This window comes from Achromobacter sp. 1011811831 (genome assembly GCF_059760905.1).
The window spans coordinates 1-26,864 of the sequence record NZ_JCBANG010000020.1 but is presented as its reverse complement, the minus strand read 5'-3'; the positions used below and the strand labels follow the sequence as shown (position 1 = coordinate 26,864).

The 26,864-nt window shown below is 68.9% G+C and carries 19 protein-coding genes; 9 read left to right on the top strand and 10 right to left on the bottom strand.

Annotated features, from left to right (window positions below):
- Positions 1–14: 14 nt before the first annotated feature.
- The 5 genes from murJ to AC6LJ9_RS10465 form a co-directional block, all read right to left on the bottom strand.
- Entirely contained in the window at positions 15–1,622 is a 1,608-nt protein-coding gene (gene murJ / locus AC6LJ9_RS10485) for a murein biosynthesis integral membrane protein MurJ (protein ID WP_498147520.1), read from the bottom strand.
- A 277-nt stretch (positions 1,623–1,899) separates the two neighbouring features.
- A complete protein-coding gene (locus AC6LJ9_RS10480) occupies positions 1,900–2,658 on the bottom strand; it encodes a 3-hydroxyacyl-CoA dehydrogenase (protein ID WP_392408922.1) in 759 nt (252 codons plus the stop codon).
- Positions 2,659–2,790: 132 nt separating this feature from the next.
- Positions 2,791–3,447 (bottom strand): adenylate kinase, encoded by a 657-nt coding sequence (gene adk, locus AC6LJ9_RS10475; protein ID WP_212322420.1) that lies wholly within the window; start codon positions 3,445–3,447, stop codon positions 2,791–2,793.
- Positions 3,448–3,573: 126 nt separating this feature from the next.
- Positions 3,574–4,335 carry a 3-deoxy-manno-octulosonate cytidylyltransferase gene (gene kdsB / locus AC6LJ9_RS10470; RefSeq protein ID WP_498147484.1) on the bottom strand — a complete coding sequence of 254 codons (762 nt, stop codon included), beginning with the start codon at positions 4,333–4,335 and terminating at the stop codon, positions 3,574–3,576.
- A gap of 10 nt (positions 4,336–4,345) precedes the next feature.
- Entirely contained in the window at positions 4,346–4,525 is a 180-nt protein-coding gene (locus AC6LJ9_RS10465) for a Trm112 family protein (protein ID WP_085479903.1), read from the bottom strand.
- A gap of 218 nt (positions 4,526–4,743) precedes the next feature.
- On the opposite strand from AC6LJ9_RS10465, the gene AC6LJ9_RS10460 reads away from it, so the two are divergent.
- Positions 4,744–6,984 carry an IgaA/UmoB family intracellular growth attenuator gene (locus AC6LJ9_RS10460; RefSeq protein ID WP_498147483.1) on the top strand — a complete coding sequence of 747 codons (2,241 nt, stop codon included), beginning with the start codon at positions 4,744–4,746 and terminating at the stop codon, positions 6,982–6,984.
- Positions 6,985–7,032: 48 nt separating this feature from the next.
- Here the strand turns inward: AC6LJ9_RS10460 and lpxK are convergent, their stop codons facing one another.
- Genes lpxK through AC6LJ9_RS10445 form a run of 3 tightly spaced genes read right to left on the bottom strand, consistent with a single transcriptional unit; the run spans position 7,033 to position 9,121 of the window.
- Complete coding sequence (gene lpxK / locus AC6LJ9_RS10455) at positions 7,033–8,079, bottom strand: tetraacyldisaccharide 4'-kinase (protein WP_498147482.1); 1,047 nt, start codon at positions 8,077–8,079, stop codon at positions 7,033–7,035.
- Positions 8,076–8,489 carry an ExbD/TolR family protein gene (locus AC6LJ9_RS10450; protein WP_103275159.1) on the bottom strand — a complete coding sequence of 138 codons (414 nt, stop codon included), beginning with the start codon at positions 8,487–8,489 and terminating at the stop codon, positions 8,076–8,078. The genes lpxK and AC6LJ9_RS10450 overlap by 4 nt, the downstream gene beginning before the upstream one ends.
- Complete coding sequence (locus AC6LJ9_RS10445) at positions 8,486–9,121, bottom strand: MotA/TolQ/ExbB proton channel family protein (RefSeq protein ID WP_498147481.1); 636 nt, start codon at positions 9,119–9,121, stop codon at positions 8,486–8,488. Before AC6LJ9_RS10445 ends, AC6LJ9_RS10450 begins: the two co-directional genes overlap by 4 nt.
- A gap of 352 nt (positions 9,122–9,473) precedes the next feature.
- Between AC6LJ9_RS10445 and xseA the strand changes: the two genes are divergently transcribed.
- The 6 genes from xseA (at position 9,474) to pcaF (ending at position 19,785) form a co-directional block, all read left to right on the top strand.
- Positions 9,474–10,841, top strand: a complete 1,368-nt coding sequence (gene xseA / locus AC6LJ9_RS10440) for an exodeoxyribonuclease VII large subunit (protein ID WP_498147480.1) — start codon at positions 9,474–9,476, stop codon at positions 10,839–10,841.
- A gap of 120 nt (positions 10,842–10,961) precedes the next feature.
- Complete coding sequence (locus tag AC6LJ9_RS10435) at positions 10,962–14,165, top strand: ankyrin repeat domain-containing protein (protein WP_498147479.1); 3,204 nt, start codon at positions 10,962–10,964, stop codon at positions 14,163–14,165.
- A 149-nt stretch (positions 14,166–14,314) separates the two neighbouring features.
- Positions 14,315–14,893 (top strand): superoxide dismutase [Fe], encoded by a 579-nt coding sequence (gene sodB / locus AC6LJ9_RS10430; protein WP_498147478.1) that lies wholly within the window; start codon positions 14,315–14,317, stop codon positions 14,891–14,893.
- Between the two features lie 335 nt (positions 14,894–15,228).
- A complete protein-coding gene (locus AC6LJ9_RS10425) occupies positions 15,229–16,935 on the top strand; it encodes a methyl-accepting chemotaxis protein (RefSeq protein ID WP_498147477.1) in 1,707 nt (568 codons plus the stop codon).
- Between the two features lie 70 nt (positions 16,936–17,005).
- Positions 17,006–18,415: a chloride channel protein gene (locus AC6LJ9_RS10420; RefSeq protein ID WP_498147476.1), complete on the top strand. Its 1,410-nt coding sequence runs from the start codon at positions 17,006–17,008 to the stop codon at positions 18,413–18,415.
- A 164-nt stretch (positions 18,416–18,579) separates the two neighbouring features.
- Positions 18,580–19,785, top strand: coding sequence for a 3-oxoadipyl-CoA thiolase (gene pcaF / locus AC6LJ9_RS10415; RefSeq protein ID WP_212317421.1), 1,206 nt, complete (start codon positions 18,580–18,582; stop codon positions 19,783–19,785).
- Between the two features lie 231 nt (positions 19,786–20,016).
- Here the strand turns inward: pcaF and AC6LJ9_RS10410 are convergent, their stop codons facing one another.
- Both AC6LJ9_RS10410 and AC6LJ9_RS10405 read right to left on the bottom strand, forming a co-directional pair.
- Positions 20,017–20,523: a DUF192 domain-containing protein gene (locus AC6LJ9_RS10410; RefSeq protein ID WP_498147519.1), complete on the bottom strand. Its 507-nt coding sequence runs from the start codon at positions 20,521–20,523 to the stop codon at positions 20,017–20,019.
- Positions 20,524–20,593: 70 nt separating this feature from the next.
- Positions 20,594–20,839 (bottom strand): cold-shock protein, encoded by a 246-nt coding sequence (locus AC6LJ9_RS10405; RefSeq protein ID WP_006220277.1) that lies wholly within the window; start codon positions 20,837–20,839, stop codon positions 20,594–20,596.
- 226 nt (positions 20,840–21,065) lie between these two features.
- On the opposite strand from AC6LJ9_RS10405, the gene clpS reads away from it, so the two are divergent.
- Positions 21,066–21,380 carry an ATP-dependent Clp protease adapter ClpS gene (gene clpS, locus AC6LJ9_RS10400; RefSeq protein WP_103275152.1) on the top strand — a complete coding sequence of 105 codons (315 nt, stop codon included), beginning with the start codon at positions 21,066–21,068 and terminating at the stop codon, positions 21,378–21,380.
- Positions 21,381–21,533: 153 nt separating this feature from the next.
- Complete coding sequence (locus AC6LJ9_RS10395; protein ID WP_498147475.1) at positions 21,534–26,777, top strand: alpha-2-macroglobulin family protein; 5,244 nt, start codon at positions 21,534–21,536, stop codon at positions 26,775–26,777.
- Positions 26,778–26,864 lie beyond the last annotated feature (87 nt).

The following is a 26,864-nucleotide window of genomic DNA, read 5'->3' as shown; positions in this document are numbered from 1 at the left end:
GAAAACGCCTGGAATTAACGCGCGGAGCGCCGTCCGAAGTCTCGGGGACGGAACCCGAACAGGAACAACATTCCGAAATAGATCGCGCCGCTGGCGGCCAGCACGCCGCTCAGCCAGGCCGCCCGCAGGCCGGCATGGGCCTGCAGCGCGATCCAGTCGATGCGGCCGTCGGCGTAGGCCAGCAGTCCGGCCAGCGCGGCCAGCGCCGGCAGCAGCCGCAGCGCGAATCGGGTCCAGCCGGGCGCGGGACGGTAGACGCCGCGCCGCAGCAACCCGATGAGCAGGGCCAGCGCATTCAGGCAGGCGCCCAGGCCGATGGCCAGCGCCAGGCCGGCGTGGGCCAGCAGCGGCACCAGCGCCAGGTTCAGCAACTGGGTCACGATCAGCACGCCGATGGCGATCTTGACCGGGGTGCGGATGTCCTGCCTGGCGTAGAAGCCCGGGGCCAGGATCTTCACGGCCAGCAGGCCGATCAGCCCGGCCGAGTAGGACATCACGGCCAGGCGCGTCTGCGCCACATCCTGCGCCGCGAACGCGCCGTAGTGAAACAGCGTGGCGACCAGTCCGTCGGACAGCAGCGCCATGCCCACCGCGGCGGGCAGGCCCAGCAGCAGCACCAGGCGCAGGCCCCAGTCGAGCAGCGCGCTGTAGCCGGCATGATCGTCGCGCGCATTGGCGGCCGACAGGCTGGGCAGCAGCACCGTGCCCAGCGCCACGCCCAGCAGGGCGGTGGGGAATTCCATCAGGCGGTCGGCGAAGGACAGCCAGGTCACGCTGCCCGGCGTCAGCCAGGTCGCGATATTGGTATTGATCAGCAGCGAGATCTGGGCCACGGACACGCCCAGCGTGGCCGGTGCCATCTGCTTGAGGATGCGCTGCACGGTGGCGTCGGCCCAGGCCTCGCGCACCCGCAGCGAAAAGCGCGGCGTCAGGCCCAGCCGCGCCAGCGCCACCCATTGCACGGCCAGCTGTGCCACGCCGCCGGCCATGACGCCGATGGCCAGCCCATACACCGGCACGTCCATGCGCGGCGCCAGCCACAGGCAGGCGGCGATCATGGAAAGGTTCAGCAGCACCGGGGTGAAGGCCGGCACGGCGAAGCGCCGCCAGGTGTTCAGCACGCCGGACGCGAAGGCGATCAGCGACATGCACAGGATGTACGGGAACATCACTCGCGTCATCCAGACCGCGGCGCCGAATTCCGCATCGCGCGCCGCGCCGCGCAGCCCGCTGGCCATGGCCGACACCACCCAGGGCGCGGCGACGATGCCGACCAGCGTGACCAGCATCAGCGCCAGCGTCAGCAACAGCGCCACGCGGTCCAGCAGCGTGCGCACCTCGTCATCGGACCGGTTGTTGCGCGCCGCGCCCAGGATCGGCACGAAGGCCTGCGCGAAAGCCCCTTCCGCGAACAGCCGCCGTAGCAGGTTCGGAATACGGAAGGCGACCCAGAACGCGTCGGTAATGGGACCCGCGCCAAAGGCGCGCGCCACCAGGACGTCACGGGCCAGGCCAGAAATGCGGGACAGCAGCGTGAAGCTGCTGACGGTGGCCGCGGAGCGGAACAAACTCACTTCAGTTATCCATAAATCCAGGGGTTGCCCGAAGCAAAAACCGGGCAGTGTCCCAACCGGGAACGCGGCGGGATGTCACCCGCCTCGCAAACGCAAACGCACACACTACACACACTCCAGCACACGGATCATGCCATCCAAGGCGCTGGCACCCTCCCCACAACGCACATCCGCCCATCGCCCATCGGGGCCGCACGGAGCCGGCTTCGCCGGTCCGTGGCGGCGCCCCCTTGAGGGGGAAGCGCGTAGCGCGGCGAGGGTGGGTTTCATCCTCCGGTCCGTGGCGGCGCCCCTTGAGGGGGAGCGCGTAGCGCTCGGGGTGGGTCTACTTCGGCGGCATCCGGATCGCGCCGTCCAGGCGGATCGTCTCGCCGTTGAGCATGTCGTTCGTGATGATGCTGTGCACCAGCTTGGCGTAGTCCTCCGGACGGCCGAGGCGGGCAGGGAAGGGGATGCTGGCGGCCAGCGAGTCCTGCACTTCCTGCGGCATGCCGAAGATCATGGGCGTGCCGAAGATGCCGGGGGCGATGGTCATGCAGCGGATGCCGGTCTTGGCCAGGTCGCGCGCGATGGGCAGGGTCATGCCGGCCACGCCTGCCTTGGACGCGGCATAGGCCGCCTGGCCGATCTGGCCGTCGAAGGCCGCGACGGACGCGGTGTTGATCATGACGCCGCGTTCGCCGGTGGGCTCGGGCGCATTGGCGCTCATGGCCTCGGCGGCCAGGCGCATCATGTTGAAGCTGCCGATCAGGTTGATGCTCACCACCTTCTGGAACAGGTCCAGGGGGTGGGCGCCGTTCTTGCCGACGATCTTGGCGGCGGGGGCGACGCCGGCGCAGTTCACCAGGCCGAACAGCGTGCCCAGCTCGCGCGCGGCGGCCACGGCGCGCTGGCCGTCGGCTTCCTGGGTGACGTCGCAATGCACGTAGCGCTGGCCCAGTTCCTTGGCCAGGGCTTCGCCCGGCTCGTCCTGCAGGTCGGCGATCACCACCTTGGCGCCGTTGGCCACCAGCATGCGCACGGTGCCGGCGCCCAGGCCGGATGCGCCGCCGGTAACGATGAATACCTTGTTCGCGATTTCCATGTCTCTACCACTTGGTTCAAAAGAAAAAGAAAGCGGCGCTGCGGGCGCCGGATGCGAAAAGGCCTTCGGGCCGCGCCGTGACGATGTGCGTCACGGCCAGCGCCGAAGGCCTCATGGCCAAGCGGGCGCCGTTCAGCCCTTGACGGCGTCGAACAGGCGCGACTTGATTTCCTCGACCGCGCCCACGCCCGAGATCTTGCGGTACTTGGGCGCGTCGGCGGGGCTCTTGCCGGCCCAGTCCGAGTAGTAGTCGACCAGCGGGCGGGTCTGCTCGCGATAGACGGACAGGCGGTGGCGCACGGTTTCCTCGCGGTCGTCGTCGCGCTGGATCAGGTCCTCGCCGGTGACGTCGTCCTTGCCTTCGACCTTGGGCGGGTTGAAGCGTACGTGGTAGCTGCGGCCGCTGGGCTGGTGCACGCGGCGTCCGCTCATGCGCTCGATGATGTCTTCCTCGGGAACCTCGATTTCCACCACGTAGTCCAGCTTGACGCCGGCGTCCTTGAGGGCGTCGGCCTGCGGGATGGTGCGGGGGAAGCCGTCGAACAGGTAGCCGTTGGCGCAGTCGGGCTGCTTCAGGCGGTCCTGCACCAGGCCGATGATGATCTCGTCGGAAACCAGGCCGCCCGCATCCATGACCTTCTTGGCTTCAATGCCCAGCGGCGTGCCCGCTTTCACCGCGGCGCGCAGCATGTCGCCGGTGGAAATTTGCGGAATGCCGAAGTGCTGGGTGAGAAACGCGGCCTGGGTGCCTTTGCCGGCGCCGGGCGGTCCGAGCAAGATGAGACGCATGAGTGCTCCTGAGATGGGGATTATTTTTTGTGATCCGGGGGATTATGCCGCAACGCAACAGCCTTTGCGGGGCGGTGCCATACGAAATAACCCTTATATCAATGGCCTGTCGCGCCGCCTCGCTGCCTAGAGCTTGCCGTAGATCAAGCGCACGCGCTCCAGGTCGGCGGGCGTGTCCACGCCGGCGGCCGGGGGCGTGGACGCCCGGTGGACGACGATGGCGTGGCCGTGCTCCATGGCGCGCAGCTGTTCCAGCGACTCGAACCGTTCCAGCACGCCCTGGGGCAGCGTCGGAAAGCGGCGCAGGAATGACACGCGGTAGGCGTACAGGCCGATATGGTGCAGGGCGGGCAGGCCGTCGGCCAGCACCTGTTCGCCGCCGGCCAGCGCATCGCGCGCCCAGGGAATCGGCGCGCGCGAGAAATACAGGGCGCGATCCGACGCGGTGCAGACCAGCTTGACCACATTCGGGTTGAACAGGGCCTGGGCGTCGGCCAGCGGGCAGGCGCAGGTGGCGATGTCGGCGTCGGGGCTGGCTTGCAGTTTCGCCGCGACGGCGTCGATCAGCTCTGGTTCGATCAGCGGTTCGTCGCCCTGCACGTTGACCACGATGGCGTCGTCCGGCAGGCCCAGCTGCGCCACGGCCTCGGCCAGGCGGTCGGTGCCGGTGGGATGGTCGCCGCGCGTCATCAGCGCGCGCACGCCATGGGCCTGGGCCGCCTGCAGCACGCGGGCGTCGTCGGTGGCGATGCAGACCTGCGCCGCGCCCGAGCGCGCGGCCCGTTCGGCCGTGCGCACCACCATGGGCTTGCCGGCGATGTCGGCCAGGGGTTTGTCGGGCAGTCGCGTGGACGCGGTCCGCGCCGGGATCAGGGCGATGAAGCTCACGGCGGACGAATTAGCTGGCGGGGGCGTCGTCGAGCGAGCGCGCCTCGCCCTCAAGCATGACGGGAATGCCGTCGCGCACCGGGAAGGCCAGCCGGTCGGCGCGGCAGACCAGTTCGGCGTGCTGCCGGTCATGTTCGAGGCGGCCCTTGCACAGGGGGCAGACGAGGATGTCGAGAAGGCGGGATTCCATGTCCGGGATTCTAAAACAGTTTGGCGGGCGGCAAGCCGGCGGTAGCGGCGAAAAGCCTGGCGCCCGGCAGGTCGCGGCCAGGCGGATCGTCGCCGCTGGCATCGGGGCTGACTCCTTCAATTGTTAAGCAATGTCATATTTTGAAGTAGGTTCAGCCCTGTTGCGGGACGGATCGTCGTTATCATCCGCCGCGATCACATGCAGAGGAAAGAGGCACGATGGATCTGAATATGCTCAAGCTGGGGCTGATGCTCATCATCCTGATCTGGTCGATCTACAGCGGCATCACCTATATGGCCCGGCGCAGCGGCAACAAGGACGCCCTGCGCGATCTGCGGCGGGACGGCCAGCCCGCGCGGCGCTTGACGGACGAAGAGCAGGCCTTGGTGCAGCCCTTCCTGTTCGACCCGGCCAAGCCGAAGAAGCAGGCGCAGCTGATCAACGACGGCGTCTATCCGCTGCACGGCGCTTTCGTGCGCCACGGCATCGAGGCCAGCCAGGGCGGCACCACCATGCACGACACGCTGGGCGATGTCGACGTGGTGCTGCCGTACGACGCGCGCAGCTACCTGGTCGCGAACAACCATGCAGAGGTGGTGCTGACCGAGAAATTCGCCATCGTGGTGGCCTTGAACGGCGAGTTCGACCTGGCCGGCGGGCGCGAGCGCGAGCAGCGCCGGCAGAAGCGGGATCAGCAGTGGAACAGTGGCCGGACGGGCTCCATGCAGAACGTCGTCGACCTGGAGGTCGACCCGCCCGAGGCGGACGAGGCGCCGCGCACGGCCGAGCAACTGGCCCAGGCCGAGCGCGAGCTGGACGACGCCACGCGGGTCGAGATCCTGGCGCAGCGCGACGAGACGCCGGCCGAAGTGGCCGCGCGCCAGGGCCGCGGTTTCGGCTTCTGGGTGTCGGTGCTGTGGGCCCTGGCCTTCCTGTGCCTGGGACTGGCGGGCGGCGGCGGCGGCACGCCCTTCGCCGCTGGCGCGGGCGCGCTGGCCGCGCTGGCCTTGTGGCTGACCTGGCGCCGGCCCGCGCCGGACGCGCCGCAAAAAGTGAATCGCGCGCGCGGCGAGCTGAACGCCATCGTGCTGAGCAATCCGTCCAATTCCCAGACCGTGTCCACCCAGCTGTTCCTGGGCGACAAGCTGCCCGTCAACCTGCCTGACCACTGGCGCGCCAATCTGCAACTGCCCGACGACGGGCGCGTCGACATGGACCTGCGCGTGCAGGACTACGCGGTGCTGCGGTTGGGCGGCAATTATTCCGTGGATGAAGAGCAGCGCCTGTTCCCGCGCGTGTTCTGGGGCCGCCACATGACACTGGCGCTGACCGGCCTGGCGGCGCTGGGCGCGCTGTGGGCCGTGGCGCCCAACCTGCCGGGCGATCTGGCGCTGACGCGCGCCTGGGTGCAGAGCGACGGTCCGCGCAGCTACGCCTCGGCCGAGGCGCTGGCGCAGGATCCGCCAGGATTCGGCCAGCCCGTGTCGCTGCGCGGCGCGGCCCGTTGCGAGCTGGTGCAGGGCACGAGCGAGCAGGCGGCGCGCGCCGATTGCGACCGGCTGCGCTGGGGCGGCGCGGCGCCGACGGTGCCGGAGCTGGAGATCGATCCGGCCATCATGGCGCTGCATACCGGCGAATTCCTGAGGACGCGCGCCAATCCCATGCTGGACATGCTGCTGCAGAGCCAGGTGGCGCAGCGCATGCGCACCAATCCCATGGCCGCCTACAACATGCGCGGCCTGTCGTTCTACCGCGTGTCGGGCCTGACCGATAGCGTGCTGGCGGTGGAACGCGGCTGCGCCGTGGCCGGCCGCGATGCGGCGCAGGCTTGCGGTGAGCTGAAGGCGGCGCTGGTCGAGCATCTGCTGTTCGCCGACGACGAACCGAAGAACTGGGCCGAGCTGCTCAAGCTGGCGCAAGACGGCGCGTTCAAGCGCAAGGGCTTGAACGACGAGTCCGCCATCATTTCGCGCAATGCCGAGACGGTCCGTGCGCGCGCCCGCTCCAGCGCCTTTCCGGCCATCATGCAGGCCATGGACCGCGCGGCCGCCGCGGCGCAGGCCAGTCAGACCGGCGGCGTGGCCCTGCGCGTCTGGCCGGGTCCGCACGCGATGTTGCCCAGCATCATTGCCAAGCACGAGGAAGACCTGCTGTCGGCCTGGAGCCGCCAGTCGCGCATCGTGGCCCAGGGCGAGCCGCTGCCGTTCCGGGTGGATGGCCTGGTGTCCGGCGTGCGCCGCGACGCGTCGGGCCTGCTGGAGTTGAGCGTGGACTCGGAACGCAGCCTGGATGAGCCGTGGCCGTCGCTGGCCAACACGGCCTGGCTGTTGCTGGCGGCGCTGCTGGTGCTGGTGCATCTGCCGCTGGCCGTGATCCGCTTGCGGCAGGCCGGCGCGCGCCGGCGGGCCTTGGACGAATACTCGGCGCGCCGCAGCGCGGCCAAGCCGGCGTTCTTCTGAAGCGGACAGGGGCCGGCCGGCAAGCGCCGGTCCGGCCGCCGCGCAGCGCTAGCGGCGCGCGGGAAGCTGGCGCAGCGCCTGCGCCAGCCAGTCGAACAGCTGCGGATCCGAGAAGCCGGCGCGCACCGGCACTTCCCACAGGCGCGCGTCGTGCAGCGCCGCGCACTTGATGGCGTCCTTGGATGTCACCAGGATGCTCTCGGCCGACCAGTCCCGGAATGGGGACTGCGCATAGTCATGGTGGTCGGGCAACGCCAGCGCGGGCTCGGGCGTGATGCCGGCGCTGCGCAGCGTCGCGAAGAAGCGTTGCGGATTGCCGATGCCGGCCGCGGCGGCCACGCCGGGCCTGCCGGCGAACGTTGCCAGCGGACGGGTCGCGCCGCCTTCGATCTGGCGCGCGTCGCCGGGTTCCAGCCACATCCTGGCCTGGCGCGGTCGCGCCGTCGGGGCGGCTTCCTGCGCGCCGGGCACGCCGATATTGGTCACTACCGCATCCACTTCGCGCAGCCGGCTGGCCGGTTCGCGCAGCGGGCCGGCCGGCAGCAGGCGGCCATTGCCGATCCCGCGCTCGTCCTGCACCACGATTTCCACGTCGCGCGCCAGCGCCAGGTGTTGCAGGCCGTCATCAGAGACGATTACGTCCACGTCGGGATGCGCGCGCAGCAGCGCCTGGGCGGCCAGCGCGCGCCTGGGATGCACCGAGACCGGCGCGCCGCTGGCGCGCGCGATCAGGGCGGGCTCGTCGCCGAATGCCGACGCGGCCAGCGCCGCGCCATGCCCGACGCGCGGCTCGGGGCCGATCTTCGCGCCATAGCCACGGCTGACCACGCCCGGATTGAAGCCGCGCGCGCGCAGTCCTTCGACAGTGGCGATCACCATGGGGGTCTTGCCCGTGCCGCCCACGTAGACGTTGCCGATCACCACCACCGGCACCGGAGCGCGGTAGGCCGGCTTGCGTCCGTCGCGGTATTGGGCGCGCTTTCTCGCGACGGCCCAGGCGGTCAGCGCCGACAGCGGCAGCAGCAGGGTGGAGAGCCAGCCGCCGTGCTGCCACTGGCGCGCGAGCAGCGTGGCGGAGGATCGGGGGGCGCTCACCGGGCGGTCTGGGCGGCGAAATTGACGCGGCCGATGCCCGCCAGCCGGGCGGCTTCCATGACGTTGATCACGGACTGGTGCGTGGCCTGCGCGTCGGCGTTGATAACGACCAGCGGCTCGGTCTTGCCGGCCGCGGCCTGGCGCAGCGCGTCGGCGATCTCGGGCGGCGTGGATACGTCGATCAGGGTGCCGTTGAGCGCATAGCGTCCGTCCTGGCTGATGGCGACTTCCAGCGCGGGCGGCGTGTCCTGCTCGGCCGAGGCCTGGGGCAGGGTGACCTTGAGCTGGGTGAAGCGCGCGAAGGAGGTGGAGGCGGCCAGGAAGATCAGGATGACCAGCAGCACGTCGATGAGCGGGATCAGGTTGATGTCCAGCTCATCGCGCTCGCCGCGGGAACCGCGGAAATTCATGGACGCGCCTCGTGGCGGCCGGGCGGATGGGCATGGCCGGACGCGACCGCGCGCGCCAGGCGGGCGGCGGCCTGCTCCATGGCGCTGAGGTAGCCGTCGACGCGGCCGCGCAGGTAGCGATGCGCGATCATGGCCGGAATGGCGATCAGGATGCCGAAGCCCGTGTTGTACAGGGCGATGGAGATGCCGCGCGCCAGCTGGGCCGGGTCGCCGCCGCCGGGCGTGTAGGAGCCGAAGATCTCGATCATGCCGATCACGGTGCCGAACAGGCCCATCAACGGCGCCACCATGGCGATGGTGCCGATGGCGGCGATGTAGCGGCTGAGGTCATGGGCGACGGCGCGGCCGGTGTCCTCGACCGCGCTGCGCAATTCCTCGCGCGGCAGGTGGCGGTGGCGGATGACGTCGACCAATACGCGGCCCAGCGGGGAGTTGCGTTCCAGCTTGCCGAGCGATTCGGGCGTGTCCTGGTGGTTGCGCAGCATGTCGGCGACCTGTTCGGTCAGGCCGCGTGGCATGACCAGCCCGCGGCGCAGGGACAGCAGGCGCTCGAATATCAGGGCCAGACCCAGCACGGATGTCGCCAGCAGGGGCCAGATCGGCCAGCCGGCCTCGCGCAGTATGGTTAGCAAAGCGGTGAACTCCAGGGCGTGCCGGGGCGCGCGTCGACGCGCATCGGCATCGGATGCAAGCCGGAACTGTAACGGCGCGGCGGGGATGTGGCAAGGCCGCCCGGCGGGCAAAACTATCCACAGAATCTGTGGATAATTCTGTGCAGAAGTTGCCAGGAATGCTTATGGGCGCTGGGCTTACAGTCCTTTGCTTCAATTTCGCGCAGTGTTGTTTTCATGTAAATACCATATAAATCAACGACTTGCTATGTAAATGCTGGCTCTGGGGGCGATGGGCGCACAAGGCCCTGAACAAGGTATGATTGCGGCCCGCCCCGTATGCCCTGTGGACAGGTATGCACCGGAAAGCCTTATGACAATTGAGTTCTCGGTCACAAACAACGTATTTGCGCGGGATATCCTGACGGTTGCCCAGCTGAACCAAGCCGTGGGGCAGTTGTTGGAGCGCAGCATCCCGGCAATATGGGTGCGCGGAGAGATTTCCAACTTCACGCAGGCGGCTTCCGGGCATTGGTACTTCACGATCAAGGACAGCCGCGCCGCCGTGCGGGCAGTCATGTTCCGCAGCCGCGCCAGCGCGGTCGGTTTCGTCCCCCGCGCCGGCGACCAGGTCGAGATCCGGGCGCGCGTGTCGCTGTATGAACCGCGCGGCGACTACCAGCTGCAGGTCGACGCCATGCGCCGGGCCGGGCTGGGCAACCTGTACGAAGCCTTCCTGCGGCTCAAGGAGCAGCTGGCGTCCGAGGGGTTGTTCGACCCGGCGCGCAAGCGCGAGCTGGCGCCGCTGCCTCGGGCGATCGGCGTGATCACCTCGCTGCACGCGGCCGCGCTGCGCGACGTGCTGTCGGCGCTGGCCCGCCGCGCGCCGCAAGTTCCCGTCATCATCTATCCGGCCCCGGTGCAGGGCGCCGACGCGGCCGGCCGGCTGGCCGCGCAAGTGCGGCTGGCCAATCAGCGCGCCGAAGTGGACACCCTGCTGCTGGTGCGCGGCGGCGGCAGCATCGAGGATCTCTGGAGCTTCAATGACGAGACGCTGGCGCGCGAGGTCGCGGCCAGCGCCATTCCGGTGGTCAGCGGCGTGGGCCATGAAACCGACTTCACCATCGTGGACTTCGTGGCCGACCTGCGCGCGCCTACCCCGACCGCGGCGGCGGAGCTGGCCTGCACTCCGCGCGGCGAGCTGCTGGGCCGCGTCATGGACGCGGCGCGCACGCTGGCGCGCGGCCAGCAGCGGCGGCTGGAGCGGGCCGCCCAGCGCCTCGACCGCGCCGCCGGCCAGCTGGTGTCGCCGGCGCAGCGCCTGGAGCATCAGCGCGAGCGCCTGAACAGCCTGGGCTTCCGGCTGGCGTCCGCCTGGTCCGCGCCGCAAGGCGCGCGCAGCGCGCGCGTCGCTTTGCTGGCGCAACGCCTGGAACACCGCAAGCCCGACACGCGCCGCGCCGCCGAACGCGTGGCGAACGCCGCGCGGCAACTGGGCCAGGCCCATGCGCGGCTGCGGCTGCAGGCGCGCAATCGGCTGGCCGCCGCCGGCGCGCAGTTGCGCGCGCTGGATCCGGGCAATACGCTGGCGCGGGGATATGCGATCGCCCGCGACGCGCAGGGACGCATCCTGCGCGATGCCGCCAGCCTGCAGCCTGGACAGGCGCTGGAGTTGCGTTTCGCGCGCGGCGGCGCGCAGGCCGAAGTCACCCAGGTCCGGCCGGAGTCCGACGCGTCCTGAACAGGATGCCTGGTCCGGGCCGCAAGCGCCCGGTTCGACAGTCTCTTGCAAGGCAAACACATGCTGCGAAAAGCGATTGCTTGGCCCGTCGCCGGCCTGCTGGCCGTTGGAACGATAGGAATGCCGGCCTGGGCCGCTTCGGGCGCGGACGCCGCCGCGTCGAGCGTCCCGTTCGAGGTGCCCGTGGCGGATAGCGCGGTGCCGGTGCCGGTGCCGGCGCCGCCTCCGCCTCCGCCCGTGGCGCGGAAGGCGCCGGCCCGGGACTGCGATTGCCAGTCGCCGTACCGCGACTATCCCAAGGCGGAAACGCCCGAGGTCCGGGCCTTGTTCGAGGCCGCGCGGGCCAACGACGAGGCGGCATTCACGGCCGCCCTGGCCGGCGTCCCGCATCCCGGCGACCATGCCGACGACGGCCGGCCGTTGCTGCACGTGCTGCTGATGCCGCCGCGCGGCCTGCGTTCCAAGCATGTCTATTGGGACATGCCGAAGGATGAAGCCGAGCGCCTGCGAGACGAGCACCGCGCCGCGCTGCCTGCGCGCACGCGCATGCTGGCGGCGCTGCTGGCCACCAAGCCGGCGCTCAACGATGCCACGTACCAGTCGCGCCGCACGGCGCTGCAACTGGCATTGCTCTATGGCTCGCCGCAGATCGTGGACATGCTGCTGGCGGCCGGGGCCGATCCGAACCAGGCCGGCGACGAAGGGCGCAAGCCGCTGGAGTTCCTGCTCGATCGCGATTTCGAGTTCGCGGTCCGCATGACCTATCTGCCGCGTCTGGTGGATCGCCCGGACATGGCCCGCATGGTGCAGGCGCTGCTGAAGGCGGGCGCGCAGCGGCCCTTCCTGGGGCTGGACGATGCCAAACCGGGCGGCGCGAGCGCATTGACCGACGCGGCCGGCGAGCCCAGGCGCATGGCGGATTTCCTGAGCTGGAATCCGCTGGTCGAACTGACCGAGGGCGGCGACGTGCTGCGGGCCTTCGCCGCCACCGGCACGCGCCCGGCCTTCGACAACGAATTGAGTCCGCTGGCGCTGGCGGCCTACACCGGCAACGCCGGCGCCGTGCCCGCGCTGATGGAACTGGTGCCCAGGACCGTGCCAGCCAGCGGCCATGGCGAGAAGGGCGTGCGCGATGTGTGGCTGGATGCGGCCCAGGCCGCGGTGATTGGCGGTCATCCGGAGATCGCCGTGCAATTGCTGCAGGCAGGCATGCCCTACGCGCAACGCGGTCCTCTCACCGGGTCGTCCAATCCCCTGTTCCTGCGTATCGAGGGGGGCGACCGCCCGATCATGAATCTGGCCGCGCAGCGGGGCGACACGGCCACCCTGCGCAGGCTGGTGGAGCTGGGCGCGCCGGTCGAGGGCGACGCCAACGAGCGCCATGGCAATACGCCGCTGGCCGAGGCGGTCGCGCAGCGACGGCCGGAGGCGGCCCGGATACTGCTCGCGGCCGGGGCCGATCCGGCACTGCAACGGGACAATTACGACAGCCGCTCGGCGCTGGATCAGGCGGTGACGGCCGGCGATACCACGCTGTTGCGCGAGCTGCTGAAGGCGGCGCGGCCCGACACCTTGCAGGCGCTGATGCGTCATCCGACCCGCTCGCCGGTGCTGCTGGCCCTGAGGCAGCCGGGAGCCGACGGGCTGGCCATGCTGCGGCTGTGGGTGGACGCCGGTTTCGACCTGAAGACGCTGGACGCGGATGCCATCCGCCAGGCCGTGAGCAGCAGGAACGAGGCGCTGGCCATCTATCTGATCGATGCGGGCGTGCCCGTCAATCCGCGGCCGCCGGCGGCGAACGCCAGTGGCGACGGCGCGTCGCAGGACCATGCTGACGAGCCGCCGCTGCTGGCCGCCGCGACGCTGCGCCAGGATGCCATCGTCGACCGCCTGCTGGCCAAGGGAGCCGATCCGGCCGGCCTGGCCGCGGACGGGCAGAGCGCGTTGTATTGGCTGATCGCGCAAGGCAATCAGGCGGGGCTGGAACGCCTGCTGCGCGGCGGCGCGCGGCTGGATGATCCGCGTCTGCCCCGGGCGCCCGCGCACTACGCCCTGATCAACGCCGCCGCCGGCTCTGGCGACATCGCGCTGGCGCGCCGCGTTGCACAGGCCACGGGGCAGGGGCTGGACCGTGCCTGCCTGCCCGACGGCGGCGAATTCCGCCTGCTCGACGAGCCTGGCTATTTCGCCAGCCTGCAGGACTCGGGCTTCAACGGCGGCCCCGCTGATTGCGGCGCGCCGTTGGGACGGCGCGTGCTGGCGGCCCTGCTGCAGGGCCGCGAGCTGATCGTGGCGCGGCGCGACACGGCCGTGGACGTGCTGCGGCGGCTCAAGGCCGGCGGCACCGACTTGCAGGCGCCGCAGGAAGACGGTGAAACGCCGTTGAACGCCGCCATCCGGCTCGGCCGCAAGGATCTGGCCGATGCGCTGCTGGCGGCGGGCGCCGATCCCGATGCGCCCGATCGCCAGGGCCGCGGCCCGGCCTGGACCGCGCTGGAGACCGGGCAACCCGAGATGCTGGCCCTGCTGGCTACGCACAAGGCGCGCTTCACGCAAGTCGCCGCGCCGCCGGGCCAGGACTTCGCGCAGGTCCTGCTGTGCCAGGCCGCGCCCGCGTTCAGCGAAGCGCTGGCCGCGCAGGGCGTGTCGTTGCAGCCGCAATGTCCGGTGCAGGCCGCCGCGCAGCATGGCCGCGGCGCGAGCAAGGCGGTCAGCAAGTCGGCCGCGCCGCAGCGACTGCCGGGACACTACTACCTGCAAGGCGTGCGCGAGGTCGGCAGCGAATTGGTGCTGTCCGAGGACGGCAGCTTTGACTACCTGATGAGCTACGGCGCGGTGGACATCAGCGCCAGCGGCGCCTGGCGCAGCGACGGCAAGCAGGTCTACCTGGACACGCCGCCGCTGCAGCCGTTCTCGGCGGTGGCGGGCGTGCGCGCCAGCGGCGAGCCGGCCCGGCCGGACAATCTGACCGTGCGCGTGTACTACCAGGGCAGGCTGGTCAGGGCGGATGTGGCCATGTCCTCGGCCAGCGACGACTACGCCGGCGCGCCGCGCGAGTCCGAAGGCGAGGACGGCGTCAGCGCGCCCCTTGCCTCCGCCGGCAAGCTGCGCGCGCTGGCCGTGTTCGTGCCGCTGCCCTCGGGCGCGCGCTGGCATTTCGTCGATGTGTCGAAGCTGGATCCGGCGGCGCGCGCCATCCGCATCGACCTGGCTTTGCCGCAAGCCGCGTCGGCCTCGCCGCTGCATACTTCAATGACGTTGCGCGAAGATGGCTCGCTGGTCGAAACGCGCGGGGGCAGGGCGCTGCGCTACGCGAAAGAGTAACGTTCGCATTTGCGCGCCGCGACCCGCGCCGGCGCGCATTTGCTCATGCCCGCTTAACCCACGCCAGCTCGGGGTTAAGCCGGTATCCTCATTGTCTTGCCGATACAATGGACCGGCTTGATCGTGCTCTCAACAGAAGGAACCATCACATGGCACATACTCTTCCCCCCCTGCCTTACGAACTGGACGCCCTGGCTCCGCACATCTCCAAGGAGACGCTGGAGTTCCACTACGGCAAGCATCATCAGACCTACGTCACCAACCTGAACAACCTGATCCCCGGCACGGAATTCGAAAGCCTGTCGCTGGAAGAGATCGTCAAGAAGTCCTCGGGCGGCATCTTCAACAACGCGGCCCAGATCTGGAACCACACGTTCTACTGGAACAGCCTGGCTCCCAAGGCCGGCGGCGCGCCGAGCGGCAAGCTGGCCGACGCCATCAACGCCAAGTGGGGCAGCTTCGACGCCTTTAAGGAAGCCTTCAACAAGTCGGCCGCCGGCAACTTCGGTTCGGGCTGGACCTGGCTGGTCAAGAAGGCCGACGGCTCGGTGGACATCGTCAACACCAGCAACGCCGCCACCCCGCTGACCACGGCTGACAAGCCGCTGCTCACCTGTGATGTGTGGGAACACGCCTACTACATCGACTACCGCAATGCCCGTCCCAAGTACCTGGAAAACTTCTGGGCGCTGGTGAACTGGGACTTTGCCGCGAAGAACTTCGCCTGATCCCGCCAGACGCGCTCGCCGCCTTGCGGCGCGCGCGCCACGCCGGACCCGGACCCCTCGGCCTTGCCGAGGGGTTTTGTTTTTTCGCGGGGGGCGCGAACGAATCTCGGACGGGATTTTGTATCAATGGAACTCATTGATAACGTGAGGTTTTTTCAATCGCCCTGTCGATTGTCGAGTTCATTGCATCGAATTACCTGAGAAACAGCCTTTTCTTTAGGGTTTCCCCTAAAAATCCCGAGCGCTATTGTTGGCGCCAGTCCATGACTGAACCTCGGAGCCTGGGACTGCGGCATGGCCGCCATAACACTGGGGTACCTCATGGGAAGGGAAGCATGTTGCGGTTATTTTCTGGTCTGCGTATTGGCGCCCGCCTGTCGGGCGCATTTTTAATTGTGGCGGTGATAGGCGGCGCGATCGGCGCCTTCGGCGTCTGGGGCCTGGCCCGTATCAACGAAATGAACGATCGCCTCTACGACACCGAGCTGCGCGGGCTTTCGGATCTGAAGGAAGCGAACATCAACCTGATCTATGCGGGCCGGGCCCGCAACAGCTTCCTGGCCGCCTCCAGCGAACAGGACCGGCAGGCCATCCGCAAGCAGTTCGACGATGCCGTGCAGAACATGGACAAGCTGCGCGATCGCGCAGCCGAGAATTTCCAGACCGAGGACGGCAAGCGCCTGATCGCGCGCTTCAAGGAAATGGAAGACGTCTGGAAGCGCGAGGCCGCCGCGTTCTTCTCGGCTGCCCAGTCGATGGCGTTGACGCAGGCGGACCCGCGCGTCGTGGAGATCGAAAAGCGCGTCATCGTCTCGTCGCAGAAGCTCGATGACCTGATGACCGACATGGCCGTCAGCAAGGAAAAGGCGGCGGCGCAATCCGTGCAGGAAGGCACCGACCTGTACGAGCGCATGCGCGTGCTGATGATCGGGCTGGCCGTGCTGGGCGTGGCCGTGGGCATGCTGCTGGGCTGGCTGGTGACTCGCGGCATCGTGCAGCCGCTGCTGCAGGCCGTGAGCGCCGCGCGCCAGGTCGCCGCCGGCGACCTGACCACCGATATCAAGGTGGCCACGCGCGACGAAACGGGCGACCTGATGGGCGCGCTCAAGGAAATGAACGAAAGCCTGGCTCGCATCGTGCGCGACGTGCGCGACGGCTGTGAGAGCATCGCCTCGGCATCCTCGCAGATCGCGCAGGGCAACTCTGACCTGTCCCAGCGCACCGAGGAACAGGCGTCCTCGCTGGAAGAGACGGCCGCGTCGATGGAAGAACTGACCAGCACCGTGCAGCAGAATGCCAACAACGCCAGCCAGGCCGACCGCCTGGTCGAGCAGGCCTCGGCCGTGGCGCTGCGCGGCGGTGAAGTGGTGGACGGCGTGGTGCAGACCATGAGCGCCATCTCCGACAGCTCGCGCCGCATCGCCGATATCACGGGCGTGATCGACGGCATCGCCTTCCAGACCAACATCCTGGCGCTGAACGCGGCGGTGGAAGCCGCGCGCGCCGGCGAGCAGGGCCGAGGCTTTGCCGTGGTGGCGGGCGAAGTGCGCACGTTGGCGCAGCGTTCCGCCGTCGCGGCCAAGGAAATCAAGGCCCTGATCGACGAATCGGTCCAGCGTGTCGAAGGCGGCACCCGCCAGGTCGACGAGGCCGGCAGCACCATGCGCGAAGTGGTGGACAGCGTGCGTCAGGTGGCTACGCTGGTGCGCGAGATCTCCAGCGCATCGGCCGAGCAGTCCTCGGGCATCGGCCAGGTCAACCAGGCCGTGGCGCAGATGGACACCGTGACGCAGCAGAACGCCGCGCTGGTGGAAGAGGCCGCCGCGGCCGCCGCCAGCATGCAGGAACAGGCCGGCCGCCTGGCGCAGGAAGTGCGCCGCTTCAAGGTGGACGCGGGCGCTGCCGGCGGTTCGGCGCGCGAGGCGCAGGCGCGCCTGGTGCAGGCCAAGCCCGTCGTGGCGCGCGCGGTGCCCGCGGCGCGCAAGCCGCAGGCCCAGCCCGCGCTGGCGCATGCCGGCGAGGACGACTGGTCCACGTTCTGACGCTTCGGGCCCGCCGTCCGCCGGTGGGCCTGTGGGCTGGCGGTCAGCTTGCGATGGTAAGGTGACCGCCATGAGCCCATTCCATCCCTTGCGTCGCGCCTATGCGGGCGCGCGCCATCTGATGCGCCGCAAGCTGCGCCAGATCAACCGGCTGTCGCGCAAGAGCGTGCAGATGGGCCTGTTGCTGGGCGGCGCCGCGCTGGTCGCCCTGGTATCGCTGGGCTTTGCCTGGCTGGCCGACAAGGCGCTGGAATGGAACCGCGCCTGGGTCGGGCACCGCGGCTGGCTGGCGCTGCTGATCCTGCCGCCCGCGCTGGCCGCGCTGCGCTGGCTCACCTTGCGCTTCGCGCCCAACGCCGCCGGCAGCGGTATTCCCCAAGTCATCGGCGCCTTGTCGCTGCCGCCCGGCCCCGGACAGACCAGCCTGGTTTCGCTGGCGCAGGCGTTGTGGAAAGTGCCGCTGGCCTTTCTCGGCATGCTGGCCGGCGCCTCCATCGGCCGTGAGGGCCCGTCAGTGCAGGTGGGCGCGGCCGTGATGCTGGCCTGGGGCGATTTCTGGAAGCGCCGCGGCCTGCGACTGCGCGGTTTCCACGCCAATGAACTGATCGCGGCAGGCGCGGCCGGCGGGCTGGCCGCGGCCTTCAACGCGCCGCTGGCCGGCGTGATCTTCGCCATCGAGGAATTGGGGCGGGGCACGGTGCTGCGCTGGCAGCGGCTGGTGCTGATCGGCGTGCTGGCGGCCGGCTTCCTGGTGGTTGCCGTGGCCGGCAACAACCCGTACTTCGGCGTGTTCGCCGGCGCGCCGTTGAGCCAGGGCATGCTGATGTGGGTGCTGGTCTGCGGCGCGCTCAACGGTGCGCTGGGCGGCATCTTCGCCCGCCTGCTGGGCAAGGGCGCGGCGGGCGCCGCGCCGCGCAGGTGGCGCGCCTGGATCCGGGCGCATCCCGTCTGGACCGCGTTCATCATGGGCCTGGCGCTGGCCCTGATCGGCCTGTGCTCGGCCGGCAGCGTGTATGGCACGGGCTATGGCTCGGCGGCCGGCCTGTTGTCGGGGAACGACGGCGTGCCCGCCGGCTTCGGGCTGGCCAAGCTGGCGGCCACCGTGGCGTCCTACTGGGCCGGCATACCCGGCGGCATTTTCACGCCGGCGCTGACGACCGGCGCCGGCATCGGCCATCACATCTGGCAATTGGCCGGCGACGGCGTCGACCAGCGCGTGCTGGTGCTGCTTTCGATGGCGGCGTTCCTGGCGGCCGCCACGCAGGCGCCGCTGACCGCCAGCGTGGTGGTGATGGAAATGACGGGCAGCCAGCCCATGCTGTTCTGGCTGCTGGTGGGCGCGCTGCTGGCTTCGGGCGTGTCGCGCCAGTTCTGCCCGCAGCCGTTCTATCACCTGGCCGCCGGCCGCTTCAGGCGCCAGGCGCTGGTCGAGACGGGACGCGCGGCCAAGCCGGCCGCACCGCCCGTGAGCGGATCCTGAGCGGCGGTGCCCGGCGGAGCGCGATACGCTGACTGAACATCAGCCGGACACCGTCCGCAAGGCGGACACACCATGCAGGCAACAAATTGGCGCGAAATGGGCTGCGTTAAGATCCTGCGATCCGATCGGAAGATCCCGTTTTCCTTACTCTTTCAGAGCGACTCATGACCGTGCATGCCTATATCTGCGATGCGATCCGCACTCCCTTCGGCCGCTACGGCGGCGCCTTGGCGTCCGTGCGGCCGGATGATCTTGCCGCCGTGGCCATCAAGGCCCTGGTAGCCCGCAATCCCGGCGTGCGTTGGGAAGAGCTGGACGACGCGATCCTGGGCTGCGCCAACCAGGCCGGCGAAGACAACCGCAACGTCGCCCGCATGGCCACGCTGCTGGCCGGGCTGCCCATCGAGGTGCCGGGCGCGACGGTCAACCGTCTGTGCGGCTCGGGCCTGGACGCCATTGGCGGCGCCGCGCGCGCCATCCGCGCCGGCGAAGCCGGCCTGATGCTGGCGGGCGGCGTGGAAAGCATGAGCCGCGCGCCCTTCGTCATGGGCAAGGCCGACAGCGCCTACTCGCGTAGCGCCGCGATCTACGACACCACCATCGGCTGGCGCTTCATCAACAAGCTGATGAAGGCCCAGTACGGCGTGGACTCCATGCCGGAGACCGCGGAGAACGTGGCCGACGACTTCAAGATCAGCCGCGAAGACCAGGATCTGTTCGCGCTGGCCAGCCAGCAAAAGACCGCCCGCGCGCAGAAGGAAGGCTACTTCGACGCCGAAATCGTGCCCGTGTCGATCGCGCAGAAGAAAGGTGATCCCATCATCGTCTCCAAGGACGAGCATCCGCGTGAAACCACGCTGGAAGCGCTGGCCAAGCTCAAGGGCGTGGTCCGCGAAGGCGGCAGCGTGACGGCCGGCAACGCCTCGGGCGTGAACGACGGCGCCGCGGCGCTGCTGCTGGCCGACGAAAAGGCCGCCGCCCGCCACGGCCTGACGCCGCGCGCGCGCGTGGTCGGCATGGCCACCGCCGGCGTCGCGCCGCGCATCATGGGCATCGGCCCGGCGCCCGCGACCCGCAAGGTGCTGGCCCAGACCGGCCTGACGCTGGAACAGATGGACGTGATCGAGCTGAACGAAGCCTTCGCCGCGCAAGGCCTGGCCGTGCTGCGCGACCTGGGCATCGCCGACAACGATCCGCGCGTGAACCCGAACGGTGGCGCCATCGCCCTGGGCCACCCGCTGGGCGCCAGCGGCGCCCGCCTGGCCACCACCGCCATCAACCAGCTGCACCGCACCGGCGGCCGCTACGCGCTGTGCACCATGTGCATCGGCGTCGGCCAGGGCATCGCGCTGATCATCGAACGCGTCTGACCAGGCAACGCGCTCGCCAACCAGCGAGCGCGCAAGCAAAAAGGGAGCCGAAAGGCTCCCTTTATCTTGAGGCATGGCATTCGTCGATACGCCGTATATCAGCAGTTCGGCAGGCCAGGTCCCTCGCCGACGTAGCCACCGCCATCCGGGCCGCGCGGAGCCGGCTTTGCCGGTCCGCAGCGGCGCCCCCTTGAGGGGGAAGCGCGCAGCGCTTCGGGGGTGGGCTTATCTCTACGGCAATCCGTCGATCTTGCGGCCGGCCTGGATCCCATGCTTCTCGTACCAGCCCTGCGCCATTTCCAGCGCGTAGCGCACCGGCTTCTTCGAGCAGTGCGGATCCTCGGTCTGCGGCGCCATGTCTTCGATGTTGACGATCGTGCCGTCGTCGGTGATGAAGGCGATCGAAAGCGGCAAGAGCGTGTTGCGCATCCAGAAGCACTGCACGTCCGGGTTCTCGAACACGAACAGCATGCCGTCGTTGCCGGGCAGTTCGCGGCGGAACATCAGGCCGCTGCGGCGGCTCTCTTCCGTGTTGGCGACTTCTGCGCGGATAATGTGGATGCCGGCGGACAGCTGCGTGCGCGGCAGTTCCGGCTGCGGGCCGGTCTGCGCGCCGGCCAGCGCCGGCAGGGCGAGCAGGGCGGCGGCCAGTGCCGAACGTCCTGCCTCAAACAGCGTACGGCTTACAGGATTCGATACGGCGGTCTTCAGCATATGCGGGAACGGTAATAAGAAAATAACAAGGCGGGGCCCGAAAGCCCCGCCTGGGATAATGGCGCAACCTGGAGGTTGCGCTATATAGGGTAACTCAGGCAGCAGTGATATTGAGCGCTTGCTTGCCTTTGGGCCCTTGGATAATCTCAAAGGCGACTTTCTGACCTTCCTTCAGGGTTTTGAAACCATTCATCTGGATGGACGAAAAGTGGGCGAACAGATCTTCTCCGCCGTCATCGGGCGTAATGAAGCCAAACCCTTTCGCATCGTTGAACCATTTGACGGTGCCCGTCGATTTGGGATTGTCCCCTTGGACGGCGGTTGCGGTCGTATCAGACATGCGGACTGCCTCATTGAATCGTATGTTTGACAGAAGGGCATCGCGGCCGAAACCCCTTACCCCCTCCGGCCTCCTGGCAGCTTTTCAGCGAGCTGAAAACCCCAGAATGCGTGGATAATGCGCCGCTTTTCTTTGGTGCGTCAAGTATGGAAACTACGCATTTCTACGTGTAATTTTGAGTAAGTTGCATGCAAACCGTCCCCAGTTTAAATAGAATACCCGCGCTATGAGTTCTACCTTGGATACCCAGCACGATCTGGCCGTCGAGAAGGCGCCGGCACGCGCCGCGCCGCCGCCGATGTACCAGGTGCTGCTGCTCAATGACGACTACACGCCGATGGAGTTCGTCGTGAAGGTGCTGCAGAAGTTCTTCAACAAGAACCATGAAGACGCGACGCGGATCATGCTGCAGGTACATCACGAAGGACGCGGAGTCTGCGGCGTCTACCCGCGCGACGTCGCGGCGACGCGGATCGCCCAGGTGGCTCAGTACGCCCGGGCGCGCCAGCATCCGCTGCAATGCGTGATGGAGCCCGTCTAGGCAGCAAGGAACCAGGCCGCCGCCAGTGATGGCGGCGCCGCGTTTTCCGGTCACTGAAAACGCGGGCCGCGCAATGAGAGGCGCGCGGCGTCATGCAGGTCGGCAGCTCCGCCGCAAAGGAGCGTTGAAGTCGAGCAAACGGGGAGGTTTGCCGTGAGTGGAAAGAACAGCAAGTCCTGGCTGGCGATCGCCGGCGCAATAGTCGTAGCCGGCGCCGTCGGCGTGGGCTGGTGGGTGGGGCAGGGGCGCACGCCGTCCGATGCGGGTCCGCCCGCCGCGTCCACGCCCGCCGCGACGTCCTCGCCGGCTGGCAGCTCCCCCTCGCCGCAGCCGGCATCCGGCGATGCCAAGCCGGCGCTGGCGGCGACCGCGACGGTCGGCAAGGCCGATCCCTTCGCCGCCTTGAACTGCCAATCGCGCCAGTTCCGCGACAGCCTGGCTCTGGCGGTGACCTTCACCCAGCCGGTCGACGCCAAGGCCGAGCTTGAAGGCTTCCTGCAGGTCACGGACACCGGCTCGAGCTCGGGCAAGGCCGACCAGGACAACGAGTCGGCGGCCAGCGCCGGCGACAAGCCCATGTCGGTCAAGAGCGGCGACGCCGCGCCCAAGGGCAAGATCGTCAAGGGCAGCTGGGTCGTGGGCGACAACCCGCGCATGATCTATTTCCCCTACGTGCAGCCGCAGCGCTCGTACTCCATCGCCTTGCGCGCCGGCCTGCCCGGCATCGAGAAGGCCACGCTGGTCTCCTCGTCGCATTGCGAAGTGAGCACGGAAGCCATGCCGCCGTCGTTCTACTTCGCCAGCCGTGGCGTGGTGCTGCCCGCCGGCCAGAACGGCGGCCTGCCCGTGGCCACGGTCAACGTGCCCGAGGTGGATGTGCAGTTCCTGCGCGTCGAGCCGGACCGCGTGCCCGAACTGTTCGATTCCGTGCTGGGCCTGGGCCGCAGCGCCTCGTCCTCCGACGATGAGGGCGGCGACTACGATGGCGAAGATGCCTGGCGCTATTCCGACAACCGCAGCCTGAAGGGCTCGGTCAGCAACTGGGACCTGGACCGCCTGAACACGCTGACGACCAGCGTCTACCAGGGCCGCTTCGTCACCGACGATAAGCCGAACCGCCGCCACGTCACCTTCCTGCCGGTCGAAGGCATCAAGGAACTGCAGGAGCCCGGCATCTACATCGCGGTGATGAGCCAGCCCGGCCGCTTCCGCTACGAATACCAGGTCAGCTACTTCTACGTCAGCGACATCGGCCTGCACGCTCGCCGCTACAGCGACCGCATCGAAGCCTATTCCGTCTCGCTCAAGAGCGGCCAGGCCATCTCCGGCGCGGTCTTCGAGCTGGTCGACGGCGCCGGCAAGTCGCTCGCCAAGGCCGCGGCCGATGGCCAGGGCCACGTGCGCTTCGAAGGCAGCTTCACCAATGCGCGCCTGATCCGCGCCTCGCGCGACAAGGAAATGACCGTGCTGGCGCTGGCCGAGCCCGCGCTGGACCTGTCCGAGTTCGACATCGGCGGCCATGTGTCGCGCCCCAACAACCTGTTCGTCTACGCCGGCCGCAATCTGTATCGCCCCGGCGAGACCTTCCACGTGTCGGTGCTGCCGCGCGACCTGGACGGCCGCGTGATGCCGCCGTCGCCGCTGACCGCCACCATCAAGCGCCCCGACGGCCGCGTGGTGCAGACCACGCTGTGGCAGCCCGCGAAGGACCTGCAGGGCTACGTCGAGCGCGCCATCGATCTGCCGCTGGACGCCCAGACCGGCACCTGGCTGCTGGAGCTGCGCGTCGACCCCGCGTCGCGCGCTCCGGATGCCTCGTGGAAGTTCCAGGTCGAGGAATTCCTGCCCGAGCGCATGAAGATGACGCTCGACACGGAACAGCAGGTGCTGAGCCCCGATGACGAGCTGTCGATCGACGTGCAGGGCGATTACCTGTACGGCGCGCCGGCCGCCGGCAACCGCCTGCTGGCGACCTTCCAGGTCAAGCGCAACCGCGTTGCCCTGCCGCAGCAATGGCCCGGCTTCATCTTCGGCGACGTGGCCGATGATTCGCGCCGCACGTTCGGCGAGCTGCCCGAGCTCGCGCTGGACGACGACGGCAAGGCCATCATCGAAGTGAACCCGAACACCGACGGCACGCATTCGCCCATGAAGGTGCGCGTGTCGGCCAGCCTGCTGGAATCGGGCGGTCGTCCGGTGGTGCGTTCCATCGAGCGCGCCGTCTGGCCCGCCGACACGCTGATCGCCGTGCGTCCGCAGTTCGACGGCGACGTGGCGCGCGAGAACGCGCCCGCCGTGTTCGAAGTGGTGCGCGTGACGTCGGCCGGCGAGAAGGCTCCGCTGGCCCAGGCCCAGATGCGCCTGTACCGCGAGGAACGCCAGTACTACTGGCGCTTCGACGACCAGCGCGGCTGGAACAGCGGCTATACCGAAACCGAGGAACTGCAGGATTCGCGCGCCATCGCGCTGAACGATCGCGCCCAGCTGACCGTCAACGTCAAGTGGGGCCGCTACCGCCTGGAGATTTCCGATCCGGAAACCGGCGAAACCATGCGCTACCGCTTCTACGCGGGCTGGAACGCGCAGGACGCCGACGCCATGGGCAACCGCCCGGACCGCGTGCAGATGAAGCTCGAGGGCGTGCCCGCCAAGCCGGGCGACAGCGTCAAGCTCACGCTGACGCCGCCGCATGACGGCCAGGCCCTGGTGATGGTCGAGGGCGACCGCATGCTGTGGTCCACCTGGGTTTCGGTCAAGGCGACCGGCACGCAGGTCGAGATCCCCATCGACAAGGCCTGGAAGCGCCACGACCTGTATGTCTCGGCCGCGGTGTTCCGTCCCGGCAGCGAAGGCGACCGTGTCACGCCGGCGCGCGCGCTGGGCCTGACCTACCTGCCGATCGCCAGCGCCGACCGCAAGCTCGACGTGAAGATCACGGCGCCGGCCAAGGCCGTGCCCGAAACCAAGGCCAGCGTCCGCATCAAGGTGGACGGCGCCCAGGGCAAGCAGGCCATGGTCACGCTGTCGGCGGTGGACGTCGGCATCCTGAACATCAACCAGTACCCTACGCCCAACCCGCTGGACTTCTTCTTCGGCAAGCACCGCTACGCGCCCGAACTGCTGGACATGTACGGCAAGCTCATCGAGAAGATGGACGGCACCAAGGGCAAGCTGAAGTGGGGCGGCGACGCCGCCATGCGCGGTGACAGCAAGAGCCTGCCCAAGAAGGTCAAGCTGGTCGACCTGTTCTCTGGCGTGGTCAAGCTCAACGACAAGGGCGAGGCCGACATCCCGCTGGACCTGCCCGACTTCAACGGCACGCTGCGCCTGATGGCGGTGGCATTCACCGCCGACAACTTCGGCAGCACCGACGCCGAAATGGTGGTGGCCGCGCCCATCGTGGCCGAACTGAACACGCCGCGCTTCATCACCCCGGGCGACCAGTCCGCGATCGCGCTGGACGTGACCAACCTTAGCGGCTCGCCGCAGAAGGTCACCGTCAAGCTCGAGGCGCTGGATCCGCTGGCCATCGTCGATGGCACGCGCACGGTTCAGTTGAAGGACAAGCAGCGCGTCACGCTGCGCTTCACCGCCACCACCACCGGTTCCTACGGGCTGGGCCTGATGCGCCTGACCGTGGACGGGCAGGGCGGCGCGCAGCCGGTGCGCATCGTGCGCGAGTCCGTGCTGCAGGTGCAGCCCGCGCACGCCGCCGAGCGCCAGATCCGCCGCCTGCGCCTGAATCCGGGCGAAAGCCAGTCGCCGCAGGCTTCATGGATCTCGTCCTACTACCCGGACTCGACCACGGTCAGCCTGACCGTCTCGAACCGGCCGCCGTTCAACGTCAACCGCCTGGTCGAAGGCCTGCTCAACTATCCCTACGGTTGCACCGAGCAGACCATCAGCGCGACCCTGCCGTGGGTGCTGATCGACGAGGATGCCGCCAAGCAGTTCGGGCTCAAGCCGCGCACGCAGGCCGAGCGCGAAGCCAAGGTTGCCGGCGCCATCGGCCGTCTGTCCGGCATGCGCAACGCCGTCGGTTCGTACAACCTGTGGGGCGGCAGCTCGTCCTCGCGCGACGTGTGGCTGACGGCCTACGCCGTGGGCTTCCTGCAGGATGCCCGCGACCATGGCTTCACCACGCCCGAGGTCTCGCTGGACCGTTCGCGCCAGTGGCTGCTGGAGCAGGTGCAGCAGAGCTCGAACGCCTTCGGCACCTGGTCGGTCAACCTGCGCAAGAGCGTTGAATCGGGCCGCATCGACAGCGGCTACGTCGACACCCTGCGTGAAGACCATCGCCGCTTCGCCGGCCTGGCCACGGCCGCGCTGGCCCTGGCGCGCGACAAGAAGGCGCCGCTGTCCACGGTGCGCCAGCTCTACGACAACTATCAAGAGCGCGCGCGCTCGCCGCTGCCCCTGGTGCAGCTGGCGGTGGCGTTCAAGCTGATGGGCGACGAAGGGCGCATGAAGGCCGCGCTGGATCAGGCCATGGCGCGCGAGTACGGCATCGTCCGTCGCAGCACCAGCTCCTACTACGACGAGTGGATGGGCGACTATGGCAGCAGCGTGCGCGATTACGCGCTGGCCTATGCGCTGATGAGCCAGTACGGCCTGAAGCACGACCGCAGCGAAGTGCTGCTGTCGCAGCTGACGAGCCGCCTGGGCAACCGTTCCTACCTGTCCACGCAGGAGCAGATGGCCCTGCTGCTGGCGGCCCGCGCGATCGGCGGCGACAAGAACACGCCGTGGGAAGCCGCGCTGACCGTCAACGGCGTGCGCAAGCAGCTGACCGGCGGCAAGGCCGACGCCACGGTGTCGCTGGCGCCCGCCGAGCTGGCCTCGACGCAGCTCACCAACAGCGGCAGCCAGTCCCTGTTCGTGGAGTACGACATCCAGGGCAGCCCGACCGTGACGCCGTCGCCGCGCAGCGACGTGATCCAGCTCAAGCGTGGCTGGTACCGTCCGGATGGCCGCGCATGGGACGGCGGCACCCTGCAGACCGGCGACATGCTGGTGGTCTGGGTGCAGGCATCCTCCAACCAGAGCATCCCGGATGCGCTGCTGGTGGACCGCGTGCCGGCCGGCTTCGAGGTCGAGAACATGAACCTGTCGCAAAGCCCCGAGATGCAGGAATGGACCATCGGCGGCGTGCGCGTGGCCGACGCCATGTCCAACCCCAACATCAAGCACCGCGAATTCCGCGATGACCGGTATGTGGCGGCGGTGGCGCTGGGCCGCGGCAAGGTGGACGTGTTCTACCTGGTGCGCGTCGTGACGCCGGGCCGCTACGCGGTGCCGTCGACGGTGGCGGAAGACATGTACCGGCCGGAAATCCGCGGCGTGGGCGAACAATGGAGCACCGTGGAAATCCGCGATCGCGGCGCGAAGCGTCCTTGACCGCCCCGGCCACCTCCACGGCGGGCGCTCCGCGCGCCCGCCGCTGGCGGCGGCGCGGTATCCTCGCGGCCAGCGTCCTCCTGACGC

Excerpts from the sequence above, each read along its gene's own strand:
- AC6LJ9_RS10465 (WP_085479903.1), bottom strand. The coding sequence starts at position 4,525 with ATGGAATCCCGCCTTCTCGACATCCTCGTCTGCCCCCTGTGCAAGGGC.
- AC6LJ9_RS10480 (WP_392408922.1), bottom strand. The coding sequence starts at position 2,658 with ATGGAAATCGCGAACAAGGTATTCATCGTTACCGGCGGCGCATCCGGC.
- sodB (WP_498147478.1), top strand. The coding sequence starts at position 14,315 with ATGGCACATACTCTTCCCCCCCTGCCTTACGAACTGGACGCCCTGGCT.
- AC6LJ9_RS10420 (WP_498147476.1), top strand. The coding sequence starts at position 17,006 with ATGAGCCCATTCCATCCCTTGCGTCGCGCCTATGCGGGCGCGCGCCAT.
- AC6LJ9_RS10460 (WP_498147483.1), top strand. The coding sequence starts at position 4,744 with ATGGATCTGAATATGCTCAAGCTGGGGCTGATGCTCATCATCCTGATC.
- xseA (WP_498147480.1), top strand. The coding sequence starts at position 9,474 with ATGACAATTGAGTTCTCGGTCACAAACAACGTATTTGCGCGGGATATC.
- AC6LJ9_RS10450 (WP_103275159.1), bottom strand. The coding sequence starts at position 8,489 with ATGAATTTCCGCGGTTCCCGCGGCGAGCGCGATGAGCTGGACATCAAC.
- AC6LJ9_RS10425 (WP_498147477.1), top strand. The coding sequence starts at position 15,229 with ATGTTGCGGTTATTTTCTGGTCTGCGTATTGGCGCCCGCCTGTCGGGC.
- AC6LJ9_RS10435 (WP_498147479.1), top strand. The coding sequence starts at position 10,962 with ATGCCGGCCTGGGCCGCTTCGGGCGCGGACGCCGCCGCGTCGAGCGTC.
- adk (WP_212322420.1), bottom strand. The coding sequence starts at position 3,447 with ATGCGTCTCATCTTGCTCGGACCGCCCGGCGCCGGCAAAGGCACCCAG.
- clpS (WP_103275152.1), top strand. The coding sequence starts at position 21,066 with ATGAGTTCTACCTTGGATACCCAGCACGATCTGGCCGTCGAGAAGGCG.
- AC6LJ9_RS10405 (WP_006220277.1), bottom strand. The coding sequence starts at position 20,839 with ATGTCTGATACGACCGCAACCGCCGTCCAAGGGGACAATCCCAAATCG.
- pcaF (WP_212317421.1), top strand. The coding sequence starts at position 18,580 with ATGACCGTGCATGCCTATATCTGCGATGCGATCCGCACTCCCTTCGGC.